We start from the raw sequence: 19961 nt of genomic DNA, 5'->3' as shown, positions 1-19961 counted from the left end.
CGCAGGTTGGCATGACTCAAGCATACTGCCGTTTGAACCGTTGAGGGCTATGCGATGAAATCAGCAAGAGGTAGCCGTGCCGTCTGCGATCGCTTTTGCCTACACTGGAGAGATTAGTATAATCTCTGGCGGCAAAATTCCCAGGATGTTAAAGACTTTTAATCAAACCAAAACCGTTTATCCTTTTTTCCTATTTCTATTTACCTTATTCCTGACGATCTCACTTGCCCTTCCTTGGGTTAGCGCTCAAGAACCGTCTAAGCCTAAGCCGCAACCCTGGCATATTGATGGGATAATCGCTGCCCTCGACGATGGGCATGACAAAGTTAAAGACTATGCATTCTGGCAATTAATTCGATATGAGCCACAGGAGTTACAAGCTGTCATTGAAAAACCAGAGGATGAGGATATTGCTGAGAAAGCTGCCAACATCCTTCAGAATAAAACCGTTGATTCACACATTCGTCGCCTGATGGTTTATGCATTAGTCAATCTGGGGGAAGCGGGTGTCAACTATATCCCTGATATGCTCAACTTTCTCCAGGATGAAACCGTTGACTTATGGGTTCGTCGTTCGGCGGCTGATGCATTAGTCAATCTGGGGGAAGCGGGTGTCAAGTACATCCCTGATATGCTCAACTTTCTCCAGGATGAAACCGTTGACGGGTTGGTTCGTGGCTCGGTGGCTGATGCATTAGTTAGACTCGGAGAAGCGGGCGCTATATACGCTCCTGAGATTGCCAACATCGTTCAGGATGAAACCGTTGACGGGTGGGTTCGTGGCTCGGCGGCTGATGTATTAGGCAATCTGGGAGAAGCTGGGGCTATATATGCTCCTGAGATTGCTAACATCCTCAAGGATGAAACTGCTGATTCAGGAGTTCGTAGTCGGGCGGCTAATGCATTAGTCAGACTGGGAGAAGCTGGGGTTGTATACATCCCGGACATTCTTAACTTCCTCCAGGATGAAACGGTTGATTCACTAGATCTAAGCTCGACGACTTATGCCTTGGCTTATGCATTAAGAAATATGGGAGAAGCTGGGCTGGCATACATCCCTGAGATTTTCAAGGTTCTCAAGGATGAAACAGTTGATTCACGAGTTCGTAGCGGGGCGGTTGAGAAATTAGGGAAACTGGGCGAGACTGGGGCTGTATACATCCCAGAGATTCTCAACATCTTCAAGGATGAAACAGTTGATTTACGAGTTCGTGAATCGGCGGCTGATGCCTTAAGGAATATGGGAAAAATCGGCGCTGCCTACGCCCCTGATATTTTCAACATCCTTACGGATGAAACCGCTGATGCAAAAGTTCGTGGCTTGGCGGCTGAGGTATTAGGCAAACAGGGGAAAGCTGGCGCTGCTTACGCCCCTGAACTTGTCAACATTCTCCAAGATGAAACCATTGACTCACAACTTCGCGAATCGTCGGCTTATGCATTAGGTGAACTGGGAAAATCCGGCGCTGCTTACGCCCCTGAAATTGCCCAAATAGTCCAGGATGAAACCGTTAACTTGTGGATTCGTTCTTCGGCAGTTAAGGCATTAGGTAAACTAGGAAAAGCTGGCGCTGTATATATCCCGGAAATTCTTAACATTATCCAGGATCAAACTATTGATTCACACATTCGTAAATCGGCGGCTCAGGCATTAGGAAATCTGGGGATAGTTAGCGCTCCATACATCCCGGGAATTCTCAACTTACTCCAGGATGACACCGTTTCTTCAGATTATCGTGGCTCGGCAGTTGTTGCATTGATCAAACTGGGAGAAGCTAGCATTCCATACATTCCTAAAATTTTCAACTTCCTCCAGGAAGACACCGTTGATCCAAGACTTAGTGGCTTCTTGGTGAGTGAGGTATTAGACAAACTGGGGGAAGATAGCGCTCAATACATTCCTGAAATTTTCAATTTCCTCAAGAATGAAACCATTGATTATGATGTTCGTCGCTTCTTGGCGGTTGAGGCATTAGGTAAACTGGGTAAAGCTGGCGCTCAATACATCCCGGAAATTCTTAGCTTCCTTCAGGATGAAACCGTTGACTCATACATTCGTAACTGGGTAGCTCTGGCATTAATTAATATCCGAAAACTGGAGTTAACTGAAATTGTTTTTATTTTGAATAATGTCTATGAACCTAATCAACCAGATTTTGAACAATGGCGGTTTGCCACTTATTTATTGAGTGGGGGTACTGATGAAGTAAAAATGCTGCTGAAATGGTTAGGCTATCCTCAATCAACTCCCACTGCACTCAACTACGAAGAGGGCAAAAAAACACTGGAACTGTTTCTCCAAGTCTGGGAAAACGCTCAGGATTTGCCACGACTGCAAAAGGACTTAGCCGAAAAGATAGCTGTAGTTACATCCTTGGTTTCTTGGAAACCCCAGGATATTGATTTACTGCGACGCCACTACAATAACCTCAAAGCCGGAAACTTCTCTCAAGCTGATACTTTGGAGTCAGTTATTCTCAACCTGAAAAAATAAAATGGGATTCAAACCGTTAAGCTAAAAGCTGACATTTATCTCAAGTTGAGGAACTGTCTCTTGTCGGTGCTAATATAAATAAAACTTTTAGTTTCGAGGTTTAAGTTTTAATATTGTAAAGACAAGGGGACTTGGGGCGGGCAGAAAATGTCACCGATAAATCCTGATTTGACCTGGGTTTGAGGTTGTAGTATTATTTTATTTGAATAGTGTATTTTGGTTATACTACGGTCAATTTTAAATAAAAAACGCTTCAACGCCTGAATTCGGCGTTATTTTATTCGGGCTAGCGTCGGAAAAATTTCAATAATACAAGTATGCTGCATCACCCAATTGTCTGGACTCACTCCGAGGCGGATTTGACAAAAAAACCGTTTAATGAATTTAGTGCCTAGTTGGGGTTTGCTGCAGGGAGTTTCCTGATTTGTGCAGCAAGCCACACTTAGCCGAGCATTTCTGGGTCAATTCCCAAGGCTTGAAGTTGTTCCGGAGTGAGGGATTGAAGCTGCTGTGCTAACTGCTGTCGTTTCTGTCGCTCTTGTTCTAACTGCTGCAGCGCTTGCTGCTTCTCTAGTCGCTCCTGTTGGGCTTGTTCTTGTCCGGTTAACAATAAGTTCCCCTGCTCATCCCACCAACGTAGCCAGGATTGTTCTGGCTGATTCAAGACAACTCCTCGCCATACCCCTAACTCGACCTGCATCGGTTTAATCGGATAATGTCCCCGTTGATTGGGAGTCATCGGCTCATAATCCGTACCGACAAGGTGATACATCTCCAACCTATCGTTGCTGATTTGATAGATGCCATAATAGGGAACTCTCATCACCCGTTCATAGACCCAAAATTTACCAGGTTTGGTGACGACTCCAGTTTCAGTACGAGATAAGGGAGTATCATCACGTTCCTCACTCCCATCTCCAGAGGCAAACTCTAAGACGATGGTGGGTGTAATATATTCCCGCCACAACACATAAGAGCGACGGTTGACTCCATCTAATCGAGGCGGTACATTTGGCACATAAAACCAGTCTGGCGCTTCTGCTCCCTTCTCCGGTGGGTCAGTTTCGCGCCAGTAAATCCCACAATCTTGTCCAATACAATATTGCCCGTCTGGATGCAGTCGCCGTAAGGTGGAATCAAGGGAATCAGTAAGAATTAGGCTTTGGGGATGCTCCTGGAAATTTTTTACGAATGTACCATCTGATTCAGGTAACTGGGTATGGTCAGGAAATTGGGGCGGTAGATTAATCTCCGTTAGTATTTCAGGCATAGTCGAATGAGTGTGGCAACAAATAACTGCTCCTATTGTCCCGCATCGATGAGGTTAACGTATTCTGCCCCAGCTTCTCTTATAGCAACCGCCATAGCGGTTAGGACACATCATTTATGTTCCAGACGCGCCATGGCGCGTCTCTACAATGGTGCCGAAAGTCCTAATCGATGTGTCTACTGCTATAACCGAACAGGATTGATCCGACGTCCTCCTCCCTCATCGGGATTTTAGCTCTGTTCGCCGGAAGCCCCACACCATACCTGTACTTCGACAGGCTCAGTAACAACCCAGGTTGGTGTCGGGATGGATAGGCGGGTCATTGTCGGTACAGAAATGACCAATAAATTAATCGGGTGAGTGTTGATTTTCGATGTACCTCTTTAGCGCTGAAACTGTAATTGGTGTATATTAAGATAGTCACCAGCCTTTGGGGAGACAATGAGAACCGCTTATCAGTACAAGCTACGCCCAACCAAACAGCAAGTCATTGAACTTGACAGATGGCTAGCTATGCTGTGCGCTCAGTACAACTATTTGTTGGCTGATAGATTCAACTGGTATGAGCAAAACCGTTCTCCAGTAAACGCTTGTCCCTTAATCTGTCATCTTCCTGAATTAAGAGACCCCCCAGATTACTATTCTCAGAAAAAAACTTTACCTCAACTAAAGAAAACCCATCCCTGGTATAAAGAAATTTACTCCCAAGTCCTACAGGATGTAGTCAAGAGAGTAAAGGTAACGTTTGATAAATTCCTCAAAGGCGATAGCAACGGCCAACGTAGCGGGAAGCCAAGGTTTAAAGCCCGTAACCGATATCGCACCTTGACTTATCCCCAGATGAAAGATGGGTGTTGGCAAGGTAATCTAATCAACTTACCGATGTTCGGCCAAGTTAAAGTTATCCTACATCGCTCTATCCCTGATGGATTCAAAATAAAAACAGCATCTGTTACCAAGAAAGCTGATGGTTACTATCTGACCTTATCGATGGCAGACAAGACAGTTCCGGAAATAAAGCCAGATTTTCACCCCGATTCAATTACAGGGATTGACGTAGGTTTAAAGGAATTCTTGACAACTGCCGATGGTGAAACTATTGCGATACCTCAACATTACCGTAAAGCTCAAAAACGGTTAGGAGTTATCCAGAAACGGGTAGCCCGCCGAAAAAAGGGGAGTAAGGGTAGGCTTAAGGCTATCAAGCAACTAGGAAAACAACACAAGCAGGTAGCAGATAAACGGAAGGACTTTCACTTCAAAACAGCTAATTATCTACTATCAAAGTATGACTGTGTTGCTCATGAGAATTTAAACGTTAAAGGACTTACTCAAACTAGATTGGCTAAATCTGTGCTGGATGCTGGGTGGTCAAACTTTCTGTCGATTCTGACAAACAAAGCCGAAAAAGCTGGTTTGTTGGTAATTCCAGTAAGCGCCCATAACACATCACAGGATTGCTCGAATTGTGGAGAGAAAGTACCCAAAAAGTTGCACGTTCGATGGCATGATTGCCCCCATTGTGGATGCAGTCTTGACCGTGATCATAACGCAGCTATCAACATAAAAAATAGAGCGGAGGGGCATCCCGTTCTTAAAGCTCAACGTCTCCTACGCAATAGCCGGATTGGTTGAGAAGCCTACACTATACCTGTACTCAGGTTAGTGTAGGAGTATGTCACTATAAAATGTTACTCAACTCGTTTCCGCTACTTTCTCCATTAGACGAAAATAAGAGAATAGGGACTAAGAAGAAGAACGGGAACGCTTGAATGTACATCTATCGCACCTCTGGGTTTAATGAGAAAGCAGAACGCTATGGAATTCGCGATCGCATCGATGATCTGTGTACTCAACTGCAAACTCAACGACTCGATGAAGTGCAATCCCGGTTTGAGCGGGTTTATCCCTACCTAAAGCGCCGCATCCTCAACCAACGCCTGATTGGTCGTATCCTGCATCTGGATCATCAGCAACTCTTGTGCTTCATTGATATCTTTAAACGGGGTGATCACGACTATGAACAGTTTCTGGAATCCCCCCTTGATTATGGTCGCACCCATCTGGAACCCCAACTCGATCGGCAACAGATTCGCGATTGGTTAACCCAAGCCCAATCTCAGCAACAATCGGTTGAACCGTTACCTGAACTCCCGCAACGCTTGCGCCCTTGGCTTGATCCGCCGGGATGGGAACGAGATATTGTCCCAGACGATTGGGTGATCTATGAAAGTGAAGAATGGGTGAGACAGTTGACCACGGTTAAACTGCAAGAGGCGTGGAAAACTTATTATCAGATTATTTCCCAGATTAATACCCATACCGCCCCATCTACGGGAAATGGTAATGGTAATCGTGCAGCCATCCCCACCGATAGCTTCGCCGAAACTCTGATTATTTCCCGTGAACCCCACCTTCCCGAAAATGTCAACCTGTGGGGGGAAAACAATTGTTACGTCCTCTACAGCCAGATTGAAACCACCGACGCCAGTGTTCGCGGTGTCCTATTTCTCTTAGCCGCCTTTGATCACCCTCCCTCCAGCGCCGAGATTCGGGACGTGGGACGGCGCACCACCCTATTTAATGGTGCAAACACCCCCAACCGCTTATCCCAATCCCTGACTATCCACGAATTAACGCCCTTCGCCCGTCGTTCCTATCCCGCTTACCTCTTAGCCGATGACGAAAGTTGGCTGGCGATTGAACGGGGGAGAGAGGCAAATCTCGCCCTTTCCCCGGAAGAAGAGGAGATTCTGCAATCGGTATCTTGTCCTACCCCCCAAACCGATTCACTTCCCCTATTTATTAATGGACGGGCGGGTAGTGGCAAGTCCACGATGCTAATTTATCTGTTTGCCGACTACTGCTACCGTAAATATTACACCCCCCAAGGACATCGCCGTCCCGAACCGCTTCCGGGTAAACCCCTGTTTCTCACCTACAATGAACGGTTATTAGACATTGCCAGAGATGGAGTCAACCGAATCCTGCGTTCCCACCACCGCTTTGTCGCTGAACGCAGTCCCGGTGATCACATTCCCAATTGCGATCGCTATTTTCAACCCTTCGGTAAATTTCTGTTAAGCTTACTCCCCCCCCAGGAACGACAACGGTTTAATCCAGACCACTATATTTCCTTCCATCGGTTCAAACAACTGTATCAGGGAACCTGTCTCGAACCCGCCCTAGCCAAACTGATCTTGCATCTTCCCCAATCCCGCCGCTATTCTCCAGAAATTTGTTGGCACATTATCCGCAGTTTTATTAAAGGCTATGGTCAATCGGACGACATGACGCCGGAAGACTATCAAGAGGAAGTTCCTCGCAAAGAACGCACGATTGATGTAGATAAATTTCAGGGAATCTATGACACGATTTGGCAACACTGGTATAAACATCTAACCACGGAACTGGATTACTGGGATGACCAAGATTTAATTGCCAGAGTCTTGGACTTGAAGTGTTATCATCCCCACTATACCGCCATATTCTGCGATGAAGCCCAAGACTTTACCCGCCTAGAGTTACAGCTTATTATGCGGTTGTCGCTGTTTTCCCAATACCATTTGGGATACCAACCGATTCCTAGTTTACCCTTTGCCTTTGCCGGTGATCCCTTTCAAACCTTAAACCCAACTGGATTCCATTGGTCTAGCACCCAAACGGCTTTTGATGCCGAAGTGATTACCGCCCTTGATCCGGCGGATCAATTAAAGTTGACGGTTAATTTTCAGGAACTATCCTATAACTATCGGTCGAGTCTGTCTATTGTTCAATTCACCAACTTAATTCAGCTTTGGCGTCACGTTCTGTTTGACATTCCCGAACTCCAACCCCAAACCGCATGGCATCCAGGTGATTTTCCTGAACCGCAAATGTTTATTCTCAATCAGACGATTAGTGCGGAGGAATTAATTACTTATATCAAAGACACGATTATCATTGTTCCCTGTGAGGAAGGGGAAGAATTGGCGTATGCCCAAACGGATGAAGTCTTATCTCAAATCTTTCCGCAGTTGAATCCGAGGGAACAGGGAACACCTCGGCTTACCTCGACTCCGCTCGGTAACACGCTCGGTGTGTCACAGGGAACAGAGGAGATGAGAGAATTAACTCAACATTCCACACTATCCCCAGAACCCTTAAAAAATGTTTTAAGTGCCATTTCTGCCAAGGGATTGGAATTTAAACGGGTAATTTTGTATAAATTTGGTGAAGAGTGTAGCGATAATGTCTGGAACCTACAAGGCGTTGATCAAAAAGTTAAGGTTGAATACTTTTTCAATAAACTCTATGTCGCCGCTAGTCGGGCAACGGATTATTTATTTATCGTCGATTCAGACATAGGAAACCGTCAACTGTGGCACTATGCCAGTGATGAAGCCTTGTTACAGGCAATGTTAGGATATGCTAAACAGAAAGCCTGTTGGCAAGATAATGTGAAAACCCTAGCACCGGGTATGCCAAATATGGTAGAGACAATGCGTGAAGATGACCCGGGTGCGATCGCGCAAGAATTTCAGCTTAAAGGATTACATGCAGAGAATCCCAGTTTACTACGCCGAGCCAAACAATTCTATCGGGATTTAGGGGATATCACTCAAGCCAACTCTTGTCAGGCGTGGGCGCTGAAGTTTGAGAGGCAGTATCGAGACGCGGGTCATTGTTTCCTGGAGTTGGGGGAATCCGATCAGGCGTGGGATTGCTTCTGGCAGGGGCTATGCTGGTCAGAATTGGTGGCTTGGTATGATTCGCACCCCCACCATCAATCAGCGGCTGAGGGCATCCTGGCGCGGTTTATGGTGACACCTGCTGATGATTTAGCCGCACTGGATAGTTTTACTCGGTATATTATCAGTCATGAATCATGGGTTCTTCAGGGAAATCAACAGGTTAATCAGCAAAAACAATGGCAGCAAGGAATTAAAGATTATGCCCGTCGCATTGAAACCATTCCTAATGATTCCTCAATACCCTCATCACAATGGCAGCAGTTTGGCGACGTTCTAGCTATCTTAGCCTCAGCGGGTTACTCAGAACTAAAGGTGCAAGCGGGAACCTGTTTTTATCGCGCCCAAAATTATGATCAAGCGATACAGTATTGGGACGAAAGTAATGCAACTCAAACCCCAGACTATCATCGGGCAAAAGCCTTTACTGTCGGTATGCCAGAAGGATTAGCGTATTTGGCACAAGCAGGCGAAGCTGATCAAATTATCCACCAATGGCGGCAAGCTGACAAACCGCGCGATCGCAAATGGCTGCGCTATGTCGCCCAGGCGTTAGAAACGAAGCAGGAATACCAACAAGCCTGTGTGGTTTATGTGGGGTTGGATGACTTAGCTAAAGTCAAAGACTGTTTTCGACTGGCGACGCAGGATGGGATTAGAATCAAGTTGCTGCGGCTACTTTTCCGTTATTTGTTCCGCCAGAAATACTGGCAAGATGCCCTCGAATTGCTAGACACCGATTTGCCCAATGTCATCGGTTCAACCGAGGAAAAAGCCGCGTTAAATTTCGACATTGTTTATGAACTGGCAGGTTCAGAATTAGTCCCCCAAAACTTGAGCAAAGACCAACGCCAGGACTATGCACAATTTATAAAAGAGCGGGTTTTATCCAATTGTGACTGGCAAGACTACCTGTTGATGCCACAGATAGGAATTGCTCTGGAAAAAGTTGGAGCATTGGTGGAAATATTAGCATTCTACGAGCAATTTGTCAATGACAATAACCTAAAACAGCGTCAATTTGCCCGAGAACGTTGGATAGGGACGAAGAAAAAACAAGTGGATTATGTGACAAATCAGGGGAAGCTGAGGAAAGCAGCAAAATTGCAGTCGAATTTAATTAAAAAAGCGCAGCAGTGGGTAATTAATCCCGATGGTATCTCGGTGATTCCCCCATTAGCGCCAAGAGAACGTCCTTTGACAGATAAGGGAGTTAACTCAAAACCTAATCAGGGCGGGTTTGGCACAAACGTTACTATCGATAGTGAAAAGCAAGTTTCTCAACCCGCGCCTACACACTCAACACGTCCCCAATCCCCTAACACTGAGCAACTCACAATTACTGGATTACCCCCGGAAATAAGAGTAGAGGAATTCGAGAATGGGGTAATCGGATTCACGGTGCGTCACTTGGCAATTAAGGTAATGAAATCAATCCATCACGTCTTAATTACTGATATTCTCAGTAATCGAGAGGTACGTGTAGATTGGGCAAAATGCCAGGTAAATTTAGGAGATGTGATGGTGGAAGCTAGGGAAAGTCAACAGTTATCCTTTACGCTGGTTGCTAGTGGTTATCGGGGTGTTCTATTCTGTAATCAGCCAGAACCGCGACTGGAATTAGAGATTGAGGGATGTCAGAATCGGATGGCGATTTGTTTGTAGTCAGCACTTTAGTGCTGGGAAATTAAGTATTTGAAGCCACTAAAGTGGCTACTACAAACTAGCTACTACAAACCCCCTTTTCAAGGCTGTGAGTGGCTTTCTGTTTTAGTGAATGGGTGAATGACAAAATCATAGCCGTAACCGGAACGAGAACCTGGCTCAATCGTGACAAGTTGGCTCAAGGGATTGGTCAACTGCATTGTGCGATCGCCTGATGGTAAGAATTGTACCTTACCCGTTGCCCCATCAACACTAAAACTTTCTGAACGTAGGGTTTCAGCCACCCCTTGACGAGTGGGATTCTGCTTCAGTGCCGCAATCAGGGCTTGGGTAGCATCATAAGATAAGGCGGTGCGCCAGCTTACATCTGCCCACCAAAGCTTTCTTGATGTTTCTGCAAAATTGGACTGAGAATTGCTAATATGCCAGGGAACGGCAATCATCATGTCTTTGACATTTTCTTCGTCCTGAGCAACCTCCAAGAGTTTCGTACCATAGAATGCATCTCCCCCTAAAATAATTTGATTCCCCCGCTTTTGTTTAATGATCTCAATCGCGTCGTCGATTTCCTCCCTGTCGAGCAACAATACCAGCACCTTAGCGCCTTGCTGCGTGGATTCTTGAACCGTTTGTTGGGCATCAAAATTAAGATCAGACAAGTCAAATTCTTGTAACACTTGCCCTCCTGCTGAACGAACAGCATCACTAAATGCTAACTTCAGGGATTGGCTATACTGACTTTGAGAATTATAGAAGACAACCGCGTTTTTCTCCTGGAGTTTATTTAGCATAGAGTTAGCCAACGTTGTCGCCGTGGTATTATCGTCGGGTGCGGTGCGGAACCTATATTGATCGGAATACCAACGGGGTTTAAACCATTGCGTAGAGGTACTAACTGGAGAAATGGCGGCTAATTTTTGGGCTTGATAAACCTTTCCCGCCGCTAGAGTAACATCACTGGCAAAATGTCCGACAACCCCCAGCACATCCGGATTTTTGCTCAATTCTTGGGCGATTTGTTTACCGACTTTGGGATCGTTATTATCATTCGCAATTAATACCCGCAAGAGTACACCATTAATCCCCCCTTCTCGGTTAATTTCATCTTGAGCTTGAGCCACACCACGCAAGACTTCCAATCCATGATGAACAGTATTCCCTAGGGGAACCGATACAGCAATAGTGTAAGATTTTCGAGTGCCAATGCGAGCATTATTCAAGTAAATTAAAGCTTCGGGATCATTGCGGTTTTCCCGTAGGGATGTCGTGAGTTCATCAATCGCTGTGGGAAAAGCACCAGCGGCGATTTCTTGCACTCCAGCTTGCTTGTCCCGATTGGTGAGGCTGGGCACTAAGAGTTTATCACCCCCCCGACTCAGGATTCTCTGGGTGGATACAGCAATTCCACCACAAAGTTGGCGATTAGGGTTATTCTGAAAATAATCTCCGATTGTATTGCAGATTCCTGCCTTGAGAGCGTCTACATTACCTATTTGCCGCAGTTCAATCGAGCCATTGTTTCGACCAATTGCTAGGAATTTACCATCCTGACTAAAGGCGACATTTGCAACACCTTGAGCCTGATGAGTGGAAATTAGGGACAGTTTCGCCTCAGCTTTATCCGATGTATCCCATAGATTGAGTGTGCCATTCTGACCAATGGTAGCGATGATGTTACTATTGGGACTAAAGACTAAACGGGTAATACTGGTTTGCTGTGTGGGAATTTGGTCAAGTAAGTTTCCCTTTGTGTCCCACAGTTTTAGCAACCCTTGATTTCCAGCCGTTGCTATTTTCTTATTGTTGGGACTAAAGGCTACACTTTGAATAGGTTGCTGGGTTTGGAATTGATCCACTGACTGATTGGATAGTTTACCCCATGAGACAGTCCACAGGTTCAGGATATTACCTTGTGCCGTTGCCAGTTGTTTTCCGTCTGGACTAAACGCTAAACTATTGATTTGTGTTCGACTTAGTTGGCTATTGGAGATATCGATAGGATTGAGAGTGTCATTCTGAATTTGCCACAGCTTGAGTTGACCATTACTGCCAATTGTGGCTAATTTCCGCTTATTGGGACTAGCAGCGAGACTCTGGATTTGTTGTTGCTGAGTGGCAAAGGACTTAATTTGGTTAGTGGAGATAGTCCAGAGTTTAATCGTATCATCTTTGCCCACTATAATCAACGTCTCCCCATCCGGACTAAAGGTTACATTCTTCACCCCTCCCTGTTGCTGTTGGACGATTTCAGTAGCCGGATTTAAGCTTACTGTACCATCCTCTCGGACATTCCAAAGGTTGAGTTGATTGTTGTTACTAATCGTGGCGAGGAGTTCCTGATTCGGACTAAACTCCATACGTTGAATCGTCCCCTGTGTAGTCGAGAATTGAGCCGGACGGTTACTAGATATGTCCCATACCTTGACCGTACCATCTCCTCCCCCGGTCACCAGTTGCCTGCTGTCTAAGGGACTAAAGGCTACACTATAAAGTTGTCCTTGTCCGGTGTCAAATTGTTCGACAATGGCGTTCTGGGTGATATCCCATATCCGGACTAATCCCGTCTCATTTTCCCCTGCACTTGCACTTGCGATCGCGAGTCGTTTTTCGTCTGGACTAAATGCTACGCTGGTGAATGTCTCATTGTCTGTTTTGGGAATGGGAAGTTGCTGAAATTGATCACTTTCTTCATCCCAAAGATTGATAGTGTCACCGTCTTTTCCCACCGTGACGAGATGTTCCCCGTCGGGACTACTGGCTAACTGTTTAATCAGTCCTAAATCCTTGGGGAAAGGTTCGGTACAATGTTTACCCGATGATGTTTTTTTGAAGTCTCCCTCATGAAGGGGGAAAAAGCGCGTCGTGCCATCTTCAAAAATAGTCATCATTCCAGCATATTCGTCGTCTTCAAGTTGATTATATCGCCAGTTGTCTTCATCCGGTTCAGTACCATCATTGGTATCGATGAAGGCGAACACAACCTGAGTGATAGGATTGGATGATGATTCGGTGTTCTTATCCGTATTGTTGTTTTTCTCATCACAGACTGGCATATCTGGCAGTGAAATTGTATCAATTTCCTCACCTGATATATCTCGGATACTGATCTCATTGTTCTCTCCACTGGTTAACCAGAGATTCCCTTCTGGACTAAAGGCGATACTTTTAATATCTCCTGCATCTGTTTTAAATCGGGCAGTTTGTTGACCCAAATTATTCCAAAATTTTACAGTATCGTCTCCTGCAATCGTTGCTAGTGTCTTGCCATCAGGACTAAAAACTGCACTCGTAGCGGTTATCGTTTGATTACTGGCTTCAATTGGTGGTATTTCTACAATAGACTTGTCCCAAATCCGTTTGATGGGCGACGGCAAACTTCTATCGTGTAGCCTGATAGCACTGTCTTCACCAATGGTTGCTAACCATTTTTTATCTTCACTGAAGGCGATATCGTAGAGAATGTTTTGTTCTGTTTTAATTTCTTCTGGAACTTGGCTGGCGAGGGTAGCTGTTCTACCGTTATTTTGAATCGTCCATAGTTTAATTGTACCTTGATCACCACTGGTTGCCAATTTCCCGTCAGGGGTGAAAGCTAAGCTATAGACATTTCTTTTATCAGTGGGAAATTCTCCCAGCTTGTTGCCTAAGATGTCCCATAATCTGACAGTATTGTTTTGTCCAACAGTAGCGATGATATTCTTATTAGGACTGAATGCTATGTCTTTAATAGGTACTGTGGGTTGGTTGTTTTGAGTAGGTACTGTGGGTTGATTTTTTTGACGAGTTGCTGTCTGTTGGTTGTTTGGAGGTTGACCTGCTTGACCCAGTGGTGTGTTGGCGATATTCCTGGGGATACATTTGCCCTGGTTAATGTCCCATAGATTAACGGTGGTGGTTGGATTGTTCTGAGCGTCTTTTCCCTCTATAAGGGTTGCCAATAGCTTATTGTCATGACTAAAGGCTACACCAGAGATATTCCCTAGGTTAGCTTCAGAAGTATTGGTTGGATTAGCTTCAGAAGGATTGGTTGGGTTAGTTCCAGAAGTATTGGTTGGGTTAGCTTCAGAAGTATTGGTTGGATTAGCTTCAGAAGTATTGGTTGGATTAGCTTCAGAAGTATTGGTTGGGTTAGTTCCAGAAGTATTGGTTGGGTTAGCTTCAGAAGTATTGGTTGGATTAGCTTCAGAAGGATTGGTTGGATTAGCACCAGAAGAATTGGCTGGGTTAGTTCCAGAATTATTTTCTAGATTAGTTACAGAATTATTGGTTGGGTTCGCAATTGAGCAGATTGTACTGTTTGAATTGTAATCGACGATGCCATCATTTTTCAGATTCCACAGGTTAACTGTACCATTTCCGCCCCCCGTTGCTAATCGTTTGCCATCCTGACTGAATGCTACACTATAGAGCCGATTTTGACCTGTTGAGAATTGGTCAACTTGATTACCTAATTTATCCCAAAGTCGAATTGTATCGCCATCACCAATGGTTGCCAATTCGTTAGTTTTCGGATTGAAAGCTACCTGAGCAAACGTCGCGCGATCGCTCTCTATGCGGTTGCGTTCTTTTACGGTATAAAAAGCCTTGTACATTGTTTCTTGAACTTCGGCTAAGGCGGTATCAGGAGGGAAAAATCGAACCAGTGGATGTTTGGAAATATCGACAGCTTTTAAAATATCGACAAAGGTGCGGATATCGCGATCGGATTTTAAGTTACCTTCGGCGGATTCTCTCCACGCCATCATTTCTTCAATTTTAGCTTTTCGTTGCTCGAACACAGCCCAACCCGTTAACCCGACTAATCCCACTCCTGTCAACAAAATAACTAACACAAGCCGATAAGTATTTCTCCCTTTTTGGATGATGCTTTCTCGCACAAACTCATCTTCAGTTTTATTGAACCAACTTTCTGGGGAGTCCAAGAATAAATCCAACTGAGCCAGTCGAGGATCATTGTGCCAAAGGTAATTTTTTGAGAGTCCACTGGATTGTTGTTTAGCTAGACGAGCCTTTTTAACCTTGCGGATTGGATGCTGGGCTTGAGCAATGAAAAAAGCTTCAACTTTTTCCAAGCAATAAAAAAAGTATTTTATTCTAAATTTAGATTTAGTTTTGCTATCTTTTTCTGGCTTATTTATTTCATTCCAATCATTCGCTACAGGAGTTAACTTGCGTTGTAAAATTAAATTTTCTTCTTGTTCATTTTTCCATTTCTGCAATTGAGCCCAGTTTTGTACTAAAGCATCATGTGCTGGCTCAACATAGGATTTACCTTCAGAATTATTTCCCTGAACCAATAAACGTGCCTGACAAAATTGCTGAATCACGTTTTGGGCACGTTGATGTTCTGCCTCATCTGGATAGTGTAGTTCCGATGAAAGTACCCGACGGCGAGCTTCATCACCCACATCAACCATCCGTAGCATTACCTGACGCACGGTTTTTTCATAAGCTTTATCTTTTTGAACTAGAGCATCATATTCTTTATCTGCACGCTTGGTTATACAACCAAAGACTTCTCCTATCTTTTTATAATCGTCTTCTATTAAAGCTCGCTGATCTCGATTAAATTTGTTGTTTTCCTCCATATAGTTTAGATACAATTCACTCAAAGCGAAAGAAAGTAAGGGCAATGCTCCTGGCATTTGTATAACTTGGTTAATAAGATGATCGACTAAACTAGGAGGATCAAAAACTATTTCTTTTTCTGCCGCTGGTTTCTCAATCACTTCTCGCAATTCATTCTGAGTCATCGGCGTGACGATAAACCTGGCATCGTCTACCCAGAAATCTTTGAGGATACCATCTTTAAATTGAGCCTCAAAATCACTTCGGAGGGTGATAACGACATCAAAGCAATCCTTACATTGGGCGATCGCTTCTTTGAGGAGTTCTTGGAAACAATGTTGTTCTGTATTACCATTTTTAGTTTTCTCGTTACTGTCACTTTTAGCTAGAGTATTCAATTCTTCAAACTGATCAACTGCCAGTAAAAGTTTAGCTGTTTTATTTTTACTTTTCCAAACTTTAATAATGGCAACTAAAAATCTTGTGCCTCCTTTCAACTCTAAGACTAAATTTTTAGTTAATTTGTCTATTTTTTTGATGAGATTATTTCTTTTGTTAAACTTGTCAAGCCATAGTTTAATAGAGACTGGCTTAGTACAGTCACTATCTCTCCATTCTTTCAGAAACTCAACTTGCTCATTAGTTAGTTTTAAATGCTTAATGGATTGGCAGAGTTCGGTATTATGTTCATTGATTTTGCTAAACTTAATGGTATCTATCCAAGATTGTGAGTCTTTTTCCAGGATTTGAGTCAAGTTCTTAATAGTTGCGAGATCCTGTAACGCCGTTTCATCTTTAATTGGCAAAAATGCCTGTGCCAACGCTGTCAGGGGGCTGTCTCCCACTCGCATCGGACCTAAAATTGTAAACTGATGCTCATTACGCAGACGAGGTAACAATCCGGCTTTCATTAAGCTGGACTTACCTGATCCGGAAACCCCTAGAATTACTGTAAACGCTTTGTTTTCGTTGATGACGTGATTCGTAAGCTTCTCAATCAGTTTGCTTCTACCATGGAACAGCTTACTATGTTCTTCATCATAGGATTCCAATCCTCGGTACGGATTATTTTCCGGAGTAATTTTTGGAGCTTCCTTTAACTTGTCTCGATTAAAATCTTTTAAAAGAAAGAAAAAGCGCCCGTTGCCATGTTTTCTCAGTGAAAACAAGCTCGGCGTTTGCTCATGGCTGTGTTTGTCTGCTACCGTGTAAACGTTGTTCGCCAGATAAATTTCCAGCTCATTCGCGATGAGAATATGGTCGTTATCCGTATCAGCTGTTCGCTGAGAACGTGGGTCAGTTTTTCCCTGTAGGGCATCAAAAAGAGCTTGAGCAAAAGGGGAATGGTTGGTACCTGATACTCTCCCTCGATAGCCTAAACTATCCAAAGCTTTCTGATTATAACCAGCTGAGGTAATTACTTGCCATGCAGGATCACGGATAAAGCGATCATAGGTTTCTTGGTAGACTGGGACTGCAAGCTCAACATCTCGCTGGCAAGTTCCCCAACGAAAAGCTCCAGCAAAGCAGCAATCGAGAATCAGTAACATGTGCCGACAGTCCAGTTTAAGCAGGGCATCATGCAGCTTTCTCATCGGCAACCAGGTGCTTGTGTCATTCGCAGCATCTTGAGGAAGAAAGTAGCCTGTCGGTCCATTTTCAGTTTCTGTCGCCTTCGTCGCCTTCCCGTGTCCAGCAAAGTAGAAGATTACCCGATCATTGTCATCCACTTGTACTGTCTCGTTATCCAGAGGTATCTTTCCCTTTTGAAAGTTTTCCAGGAGTTGGTCTAACTTTTCGAGAGTAGCATCCTCATCGGTTAGTAAGCGAACCTCATACTTATTTTGCTCTTGATACTTCTCTTCAAGCTGCTCATGGTGATGTTTGAGAATTCTGGCAAGTTCCTCAGCATCCGAAACAGCCGTTTCTAGAGGTTTTTGGAGATTGTCATACTTATTAATTCCGATAATGATGGCGAAATTATGCTGAAAATCAGAGTTTGAATTAAACATTGGTAGAACCCTCTTGAATAGGAAGAAAACAAAGATGATTTTTGGGGGTAAACATTTAGTCCTCTAATGAGGACTTGAGCTATTAGGGCAAGGGGGGCGTTACGCTTGACTAACGCACCCTAAATTTGGCTACTTTTGGCTTGCTATTGAATCTCAAGGGTGGACTGTGGTGACTACAACTTGCTCTGTGTACCAATCCTCATACATTTCTTCGCTTGCACTTCCAACGTCACGATTTTGAACCCGATCCATGAAACGATTCAAAGTCCCTTGCTTATATAAACTTCTTGTTTGGTATTTTTCTCGAGGGGCATCAAGTTTATCCTGTTCCATTAATTTGGCATCAAAATCTTCAGTGCTAACGATTAACTTGAAAATATCTTTGTATTCAGTAATACCCGGTTTTAATAACGGTTTTGGTATGCTGTTCTTCAATCGTCTTGAAAAATGAGGTTGACTGTTTGGTTTTATCTCCAAAGTAGTCTTAAAGAAAGCCGCCTTAACAGCGAAAAGCCCCGATAAATCAAATACATTACAGTAAAGTGTTTTATCGCTGTTATTAGTAATGCTTAGTCTAAAAATAGGTTCTGAAAACTTACCCTCTTTGTATTTGTACTCTAAACAAATTCCATTCGATTGAGATAATTCTTTGTTGTCCTCTGAAAATATTTTCATTTTGATATCACCCGGTTTAATTGAACTTGTAGGAGGACTTTGGAGTTTAACAATTGTCTGCCAACGGGCAATATGTTCTAGACGTCGAATTACTTTTTCTGCATTCTCAATCGTATAGCTGTCAATTTGCTCCACGAGGGGATGATCATCGTTGGGTCGGACAATTAAATATTGATTATTACTGCACAGCAGACGAAACTCTGCCTTGGTGAGTTCTTGTTCCTCGTCCACATATATTGAAGGCTTGCCCAAATGTGCTGATTTTAAAGCTTGGCGTGCTAAATTAACTCCTGCTTTTTCTCCATCAAAATAAATTCCTAAACGTGGCAAGGGTAAGCGGGTAACAACGGCTTTAAACTGGCGCTCTTTGGTCAAATTTTCAAGACCGCTGATTTCCACTTTACTCAGTGATTGCAACACCTCAGTCACTTCAGCTTCACCAACAGACTTTGATGGATCGCGTAAATCTTTACAGTTACTCGGAAACATTGCCAGAAAAGTTGTTTCACCCTTAGAAGGGCGTGGAATGCCGTGGACAGCACCCCCATCAATTACCCAGTCATTACATTCTTTGTTATACGAAACCATAAAGTAGGATTGACGTTCTGCGATCGCACCGTCCAAGAAAACTTGGTTTTCATCATCTTCATCATCTGAAGAATAGACTTCAATCTGCGGTGATTGCTGATTAAAATAACTGTAGAGTAAAGAATTAGTTTGCCTCAATAAATCTTGGTAGGTTAACTTGTTGCCATTATTGCGTAACGTCTCCATCAAGCAATAAGAAAATGCTCCCCGTCGTTCGTTATTTATTTCATCCTTTGCTTCTTGAAAGTCCCGACAAGCTGCTAGGAGAATATGGCGTCCTTGGGGTAAGTTCCAACCACTGCGGTATTTTTCAGGGTTACTACAAGGAAGCCATATAGTTTCTAACTCCTCCGGCTGGAAAATGTAGCTATTAAGTGGACGTTCACGCCGATCGATCGAACCGCGACGCACTTTTGTCTCTAGCAACGGGTCTTTTGTCCCAGAACCCGAATGGCAGGAATCCAGGATAATACAAATATGGGGATTGTTTTTTGCGACTTTATCAATCAAGTATCCCAATTCTTTATCGGCTAAATCCCAGCCTCCTTTAGTACGACTGTCATAACAAATTAACGTTTCCTGTAGTAGATCTGGCTCTAAATGCTCAAACTCTTTAGGTGTTGTTGCTTGACCGCCATGACCGCTGTAGTAAAAGAGAACGATATCATTCCTTCCCGCCTGACACAAATGTTGTAGAAAACCATCAATAATTGCCTGACGGGTAGCTTGTTGATCCAAGAGCTTGTGTAGCTTAAGTTGGAATCCATCTGTAGCCACCCGCTCTAGCAAGTACTCTTCGACAGCATTAATGTCTTTCAGACAGCCATATAAACGAGAGACGGGTTCAGGGTATTCGTTAATTCCCACTAGCAGTGCATAAAGATTGCGACTCATCTTAATTTCTCCTCGTGACAAATTAATAGGGTTACTTGGTAGTATGCATCTTCAGGTCAGTCAAA

At 43.9% G+C, this 19961-nt stretch carries 6 protein-coding genes; 3 read left to right on the top strand and 3 right to left on the bottom strand.

The window, feature by feature from the left end; all coding sequences use genetic code 11:
* Window positions 1–76 precede the first annotated feature (76 nt).
* Entirely contained in the window at window positions 77–2494 is a 2418-nt protein-coding gene (locus MC7420_RS02345) for a HEAT repeat domain-containing protein (RefSeq protein ID WP_006098433.1), read from the top strand.
* A gap of 442 nt (window positions 2495–2936) precedes the next feature.
* On the opposite strand, the gene MC7420_RS02340 is transcribed toward MC7420_RS02345, so the two are convergent.
* Window positions 2937–3764 (bottom strand): Uma2 family endonuclease, encoded by an 828-nt coding sequence (locus tag MC7420_RS02340; protein WP_006098730.1) that lies wholly within the window; start codon window positions 3762–3764, stop codon window positions 2937–2939.
* Between the two features lie 441 nt (window positions 3765–4205).
* On the opposite strand from MC7420_RS02340, the gene MC7420_RS02335 reads away from it, so the two are divergent.
* Window positions 4206–5399, top strand: a complete 1194-nt coding sequence (locus MC7420_RS02335) for an RNA-guided endonuclease InsQ/TnpB family protein (protein WP_006098721.1) — start codon at window positions 4206–4208, stop codon at window positions 5397–5399.
* Between the two features lie 137 nt (window positions 5400–5536).
* Entirely contained in the window at window positions 5537–10159 is a 4623-nt protein-coding gene (locus MC7420_RS02330) for a hypothetical protein (protein WP_006098611.1), read from the top strand.
* 80 nt (window positions 10160–10239) lie between these two features.
* On the opposite strand, the gene MC7420_RS02325 is transcribed toward MC7420_RS02330, so the two are convergent.
* Window positions 10240–17739, bottom strand: a complete 7500-nt coding sequence (locus MC7420_RS02325) for an nSTAND1 domain-containing NTPase (RefSeq protein WP_006098429.1) — start codon at window positions 17737–17739, stop codon at window positions 10240–10242.
* 153 nt (window positions 17740–17892) lie between these two features.
* Complete coding sequence (locus MC7420_RS02320; RefSeq protein ID WP_006098435.1) at window positions 17893–19896, bottom strand: caspase family protein; 2004 nt, start codon at window positions 19894–19896, stop codon at window positions 17893–17895.
* Window positions 19897–19961: the final 65 nt, after the last annotated feature.

This window comes from Coleofasciculus chthonoplastes PCC 7420, from assembly GCF_000155555.1.
In the GTDB taxonomy this organism is placed as follows: domain Bacteria; phylum Cyanobacteriota; class Cyanobacteriia; order Cyanobacteriales; family Coleofasciculaceae; genus Coleofasciculus; species Coleofasciculus chthonoplastes_A.
The sequence above is the reverse complement of the archived record's forward strand: the minus strand, read 5'-3'. Positions and strand labels throughout refer to the sequence as shown.